5 protein-coding genes and 1 pseudogene are annotated in these 6,035 nt (G+C 52.9%); 2 read left to right on the top strand and 4 right to left on the bottom strand.

The genetic code is table 11. From position 1 onward, the window contains the following. On the top strand, positions 1-862 hold an 862-nt coding region (locus tag FEK47_RS24100), incomplete at its 5' end, for an autotransporter outer membrane beta-barrel domain-containing protein (RefSeq protein WP_138183411.1). Between the two features lie 133 nt (positions 863-995). Next, positions 996-1,628, top strand: coding sequence for a LysE family transporter (locus FEK47_RS24095; protein ID WP_130218317.1), 633 nt, complete (start codon positions 996-998; stop codon positions 1,626-1,628). A 400-nt stretch (positions 1,629-2,028) separates the two neighbouring features. Here FEK47_RS24095 and yahK read toward each other — a convergent pair whose 3' ends face one another. The 4 genes and pseudogenes from yahK to FEK47_RS24075 all read right to left on the bottom strand — a co-directional run. Further along, positions 2,029-3,078 (bottom strand): NADPH-dependent aldehyde reductase YahK, encoded by a 1,050-nt coding sequence (gene yahK / locus FEK47_RS24090; protein WP_130224219.1) that lies wholly within the window; start codon positions 3,076-3,078, stop codon positions 2,029-2,031. A gap of 376 nt (positions 3,079-3,454) precedes the next feature. After that, positions 3,455-4,837 (bottom strand): amidohydrolase family protein, encoded by a 1,383-nt coding sequence (locus FEK47_RS24085; protein WP_135486647.1) that lies wholly within the window; start codon positions 4,835-4,837, stop codon positions 3,455-3,457. Between the two features lie 9 nt (positions 4,838-4,846). Beyond that, positions 4,847-5,797 (bottom strand): carbamate kinase family protein, encoded by a 951-nt coding sequence (locus FEK47_RS24080; protein ID WP_135486648.1) that lies wholly within the window; start codon positions 5,795-5,797, stop codon positions 4,847-4,849. A 49-nt stretch (positions 5,798-5,846) separates the two neighbouring features. Continuing rightward, a pseudogene (locus FEK47_RS24075) lies at positions 5,847-6,035 on the bottom strand (hypothetical protein); the annotation flags it as partial.

The raw sequence follows: 6,035 nt of genomic DNA, 5'->3' as shown, positions 1-6,035 counted from the left end.
CGGCGAGCAGAAAGTGACCAGTTTGTGGATGCGTAACATTGGCGGACATAATCGTTTTAAAGATCGCTCGGATGAATTGAGCACTCAGAGCAACCGTTATGTTCTGCAACTGGGTGGTGACCTCGCGCAATGGAGCAGTAACGCACTCGATCGCTGGCATCTCGGCTTAATGGCTGGCTATGCCAACAGCAAGAGTCACACGCATTCCAGCCTGACCGGGTACAGCTCACGTGGGCAAATCGACGGCTACAGTGTGGGCGTGTATGGCACCTGGTACGCTAATGAAGCGGACAAAACCGGAACTTATGTTGACAGCTGGTTGCTCTATAACTGGTTTGATAACACCGTCTCCGGCGAGTACCTGCCGAGTGAGAAATATCACTCTGACGGCATCACCGCCGCCATTGAAGCGGGTTATACCTTCCGTCTTGGTGAAAGCGCAGATGCCCGCACCAGCTACTGGCTGCAGCCCAAAATGCAACTGACATGGATGGATGTGAAGGCAGACAACCATACGGAAGACAATGGCACGCTGGTTGAGGACAGCACCGAAGGCAACCTGCAAACGCGTCTGGGGGTGAAAGCGTATCTGCAGGGTCATCATGCTATTGATGATCATAAAGAGCGTTCTTTCCAGCCTTTCGTGGAAGCCAACTGGATTTATAACTCCCGCAATTACAGCGTGAAGATGGATCACATCGGCGATGAGATCATCGGCGCGCGTAACGCAGGCGAGTTAAAAGTCGGGGTGGAAGGTCAGCTTACTCCGCGTCTGCAACTGTGGGGTAACGTCGCCCAGCAGTTGGGCGACAATGGTTACAGTGATACCCAGGGAATGCTGGGTATGAAATATCTCTTTTAATGCCCCTTTGCCACCTGTCACGTACAGGTGGCACTCTTTTGAGATCCACGGTCTTTGTGATCGCGCTCGCATTCAGTCATTTTTACTATAAATATGATGAAGTTAATTCAGCTTATTTATGGGTGAAATCACTATGGACCCTTTGCACGCCGTTTACCTGACCGTCGGACTGTTCGTCATCACCTTTTTTAATCCTGGGGCAAATCTTTTTGTCGTGGTACAAACCAGCCTGGCCTCAGGCCGTCGTGCAGGTGTACTCACCGGGCTTGGCGTGGCGCTTGGCGATGCCATCTATTCCGGGTTGGGATTGTTTGGGATGGCGACGCTCATTACCCAGTGTGAAGAGATATTCTCACTCATTAAAATCGTCGGCGGCGCTTATCTTTTATGGTTTGCCTGGAACAGTATGCGCCGACAATCCACACCACAGATGAGCGCATTACAGCAGCCGCTTAATGCTCCCTGGTATGTGTTTTTCCGCCGTGGACTCATTACCGATCTTTCTAATCCCCAGACAGTTTTATTTTTTATCAGTATCTTCTCAGTGACGTTAAGCGCAGAAACGCCGACCTGGGCGCGGTTTATGGCCTGGGCGGGGATTGTGCTCGCATCTATTATCTGGCGTGTATTTCTTAGTCAGGCGTTTTCTTTACCCGCCGTGCGTCGTGCATACGGGCGTATGCAGCGCGTTGCCAGTCGGGTTATTGGTGCGATTATTGGTGTCTTTGCGCTACGGCTGATTTATGAAGGAGTGACACATCGGTGAGCTGATAATTGTAACCAACCCAATTGAGAAATTGGACCGCCATCGAGGCCTCGAACCCCGTACCATACAACAATCCTGGTTGTCGTCTGCTCTTCCTGATGAGCTAATGGCGGTTTTTTGATACGAACCTTACAGCATATTTCCTGTCAGGCCCTGGTGCGATGCATAAGATACAGAAACTGCCCTACGCGAACATGACGGAATTATGATTTTTTTCATATGAATGTCAACTCATACATTCACAAAATATCTTTGTTGATCATTTAGTAATCAACACTGAGTTTATGTCGGCTGAGCACTTTACACAGGCAGCGAACTCTTGCCCCTGCCCTGAATATTGTCGCTCTCTTAGTGCCGGAGAGCGACGTTATATGCAGCACTACGCGCTATATTTAATTTTTCAGTCCGTTAGCGTGCCATTATCAATCACAAAGCGATATTTCACATCGCCGCGCAACATTCGCTCATAGGCTTCGTTAATTTGATCGGCCCGAATCATCTCTATATCAGCAACGATGCCATGTTCGGCGCAAAAATCGAGCATCTCCTGAGTTTCTGGAATGCCGCCAATCATCGAGCCGGCAATTGAGCGACGTTTCATGATCAGGTTAAAAACCTCCGGCGACTTATGCGGCGTAGCGGGAGCGCCAACCAGCGTCATGGTGCCATCGCGTTTCAGCAAAATCGTAAAATCATCGAGATTATGCGGCGCAGCAACTGTATTTAAAATAAAATCGAAACTCTTCACATGAGCCGCCATTTCATCGGCATTACGCGAGTTAACGACTTCATCAGCCCCCAGGGCTTTTGCCGCTTCGCGTTTTGATTCAGAAGTGGTAAACGCCACCACATGCGCCCCCATCGCGTGGGCCAGCTTGATCCCCATATGCCCCAGACCGCCAATGCCGACCACGCCCACTTTTTTACCTGGCCCGGCCTGCCAGTGGCGCAGCGGTGAATAGGTCGTAATGCCTGCACACAGCAACGGCGCAACGGCGGCAAGCTGCTCTTGCGGGTGGCGAATACGCAAAACGTAACGCTCATGAACAACAATTTGCTGCGAATAACCGCCCAGAGTATGGCCCGGCTCGTCTGGCGTCGGCGCGTTATAGGTCCCTGTCATGTGGTCACAATAGTTTTCCAGCCCGTCTTCACACTCTTCGCAGTGTTTACAACTGTCGACAATGCAGCCGACGCCTACCAGATCGCCCGGCGCATGTTTTTCCACCTGATCACCAACGGCCACCACGCGCCCCACAATTTCATGGCCAGGCACGCAGGGATAAACCGTTCCCGCCCACTCCGAACGGACCTGGTGGATATCGGAATGGCAGACGCCACAATAAGCGATTTCGATTTTGACATCATGCGGTCCCGGTTCACGTCGGGTGATGTTCATCGGTTCCAGCGGTTGTTTAGCGGAATATGCACCAATAGCTTTGATCTTCATTGCGTTTACTCCTGGTTAGCTATGTGTGTTTGGCGATGCCTGATATGTCATCGCGGCAAAACGCGTCCATTGAATATAGCCAATATTTAAGCCACCCGATCCAGCCCCAACATACCGCGTACCGGAATCAAACAGAGCAGCAACGTTCCCCACAGAGCGAGCGCCTATAAGTGTGATATTTGCTATCCGTAAAAGACTAAAATCGGCAAAACTGATGATATTTTCACGTAGACAAATAGTTATCTACACAACGTCAATAAGGGCATATTCCTCAAAGATAATGTCCATTTCTGCCGACACACTCATATTCAGATAGCCCCACTCCCTGGGGCTTAAATCTCTTACTGTTCACCGTTGCAGACATATCAAATGCGTATCAACCTGCCACACTCCCCCACACCAGTTGCCCTTTATGGAACGTCGCCGTTCTCGGCGAGATACGCGCCACCGCCTCGGCGGAACAGGAGGCGTCCACCAGCACAAAGCTGGCGTCATCCTGCGCTTTTGGCCACACACGCTCGCCTTTTTCATTCAGCGACAATACATCGCCAGTGGCTAAAAACAGCGAGCGGGAGAGGTTCTGTTCGTTAGGACGAATATAGAGTTGCGCGTACAGATTGGCTTTTTCCAGCATGTCGCCCAGGCCGTAAGGCGACCAGTGGTCGATAACGCTGTCAGTGCCAGTCATCACTTTTACGCCTTTGTCGTGCAGCTGTTTAAGCGGCATATGTAACGTGCCAATCGGCACCGTCGAGGCGATAGAAATTTGCTGCGCCGCCAACCGGTTCGCCAGTTCATCGACCTGTTGCTCGTTGAGCGTTGCCAGCGCAAAGGCGTGACTGATGGTCAGTTTGCCTTTCAGCTGTGGCGTTTTCTCCACCGTTTCAACCATATAATTGATGGCTGCCACGCCCGCCGGAGTGGTTTCGTGCAGGTGAATATCGACGCCTTTGTCGTAGTCCAGCGCAATCTGGAACATGGTGTCGAGGGATTTTTCCATCGCGCCATCAACACTGGTTGGGTCCAGCCCGCCGACGTAATGCGCCCCCGCCTGCATCGCTTCGCGCATTAAGGGTTCCGATTTCGACAGCAGCAAACCGTGCTGCGGGAAGGCGACAATTTCACACTCGAAGCCCGCCTGACGTCGCGCCAGCACCGCCTGCAAATTTTGCAGATTTTTCAGGCCGGAAACCGGTTCGATATTGCAGTGGCTGCGGGCAATGGTGGTGCCTTTCGACTGTAATAAATCGATCAGCTTTTCTGCCCGCTCCTGAGTGTACGGTTGCAGCTCCGGCAGCATTTTTTGCTCGAGTTTGATCATGTCCTGGATGGTGGTGCCTGCCGGACGATTGAGCGAGCGCCACGGCCCGCCGTAAAAGGTTTTGTCGAGATGAATATGCATGTCGCGGGTGGTGGGCAGCATCAGCTTACCGCCAGCGTCATAGTGTGGCAGCGTGGCGTCCGGATGCTGCTTGTTCTCGCGCAGCGCAACAATTTTGCCGTCCTGAATCTCCACGGTCTGACGCGCCGTGCGGGTCTGCACCGCCACGCCATTTTCGTAGTCAAAACCGGTTTCCAGCAGCACGTTGTCGAGATAGTAATGCGGGTCAGTGATTTTCATGGTGTTGTTCGCTTCGCAGTTTAGGGTGCCAGCTACCGCCGCATGGGCGAGCGGCACAGAGGTACCAAACAGCGCGGCGGCGGTGACCATCTTACCGCTCTGGCTCAAAAACTCACGACGGCTATTGCTTTCTTTCATCTTACGTCCTTACGTTTTAATAATATGGGTGCCCGTTTCACCGCGCAGCGCCGCTGGCAGGCATTCCGGCGTGGTGATAATCACTTCTTTGCCGCCCTGCTCAAGGAACGTCAGGCTGGCGATGATTTTTGGCAACATGCTGCCGGGCGGGAAATGCCCTTCCTGCATATAGCGGGTCATGGTGGCAATATCTACGCGATCCAGCGCCTGCTGCTCGGGTTTGCCAAAGTGAATACACACTTTTTCCACGCCAGTGGTGATCACCAGAATGTCGGCGTGAATTTCGCGAGCCAGTAGTGCGGTAGAGAGGTCTTTGTCGATAACCGCGTCCACGCTTTGGTAATCCCCCGCTTCACTGCGCACCACCGGAATTCCGCCACCGCCCGCACCAATCACCACAAAGCCTTGTTGGATCAGCGCCTTAATGGCAGGTGCTTCGACAATACGTTTCGGTTCCGGCGAGGCGACTACGCGGCGATAGCCCCGTCCGGCATCTTCAACAAAACGCCAGTCAGGGTTTGCCTTTTGTAATTCGTCACGCTGGCTTTCACTGAAGAATGCGCCAATGGGTTTGGTGGGATGAGCAAACCCCGGATCGTTTTTATCCACTTCCACCTGAGTCACCACGGTGACGGCTTTTTTCTCGCCGTGACGCGCCAGCCGGTTGTTCAGCGCCTGTTGGATCAAGTAGCCAATGCCGCCTTGCGTATCCGCCACACAGTTCGCCAGCGGCGTTAAGGGCAGCCCTTCGCGCTCGTGGGCAATCTCCGCACGGCGTAAATCCAGCCCGACCTGCGGCCCGTTGCCGTGGGTCAGCACAATGTCGTAATCGGAAGCCAGCATTTCCAGCACCGTATCGGCCACGGCTTTCACCGCCTCCGCCTGATGCTCAATCGACTGGCTGGCGTTATCTTTGATAATGCTGTTGCCACCAATGGCAACGACCACAAGTTCTTTCATGTTGTTATGTCCGCTACAGAGGGTGATGGGGTTATGACCAACGCCAAATTGCCTGATGCGCTACGCTTATCAGGCCTACAAATTCTTGCGCCACTCGTAGGCCGGATAAGGCGTTCACGCCGCATCCGGCAATGGTGACAAATGCCTGATGCGCTACGCTTATCAGGCCTACAAATTCTTGCGCTACTCGTAGGCCGGATAAGGCGTTCACGCCGCATCCGGCATGAACATACAAGTC

Source organism: Escherichia sp. E3659 (assembly GCF_005781135.1).
In the GTDB taxonomy this organism is placed as follows: domain Bacteria; phylum Pseudomonadota; class Gammaproteobacteria; order Enterobacterales; family Enterobacteriaceae; genus Escherichia.
This window is presented reverse-complemented; position numbering and strand designations above follow the sequence as displayed.

Excerpts from the sequence above, each read along its gene's own strand:
- FEK47_RS24095 (WP_130218317.1), top strand. The coding sequence starts at position 996 with ATGGACCCTTTGCACGCCGTTTACCTGACCGTCGGACTGTTCGTCATC.
- yahK (WP_130224219.1), bottom strand. The coding sequence starts at position 3,078 with ATGAAGATCAAAGCTATTGGTGCATATTCCGCTAAACAACCGCTGGAA.
- FEK47_RS24085 (WP_135486647.1), bottom strand. The coding sequence starts at position 4,837 with ATGAAAGAAAGCAATAGCCGTCGTGAGTTTTTGAGCCAGAGCGGTAAG.
- FEK47_RS24080 (WP_135486648.1), bottom strand. The coding sequence starts at position 5,797 with ATGAAAGAACTTGTGGTCGTTGCCATTGGTGGCAACAGCATTATCAAA.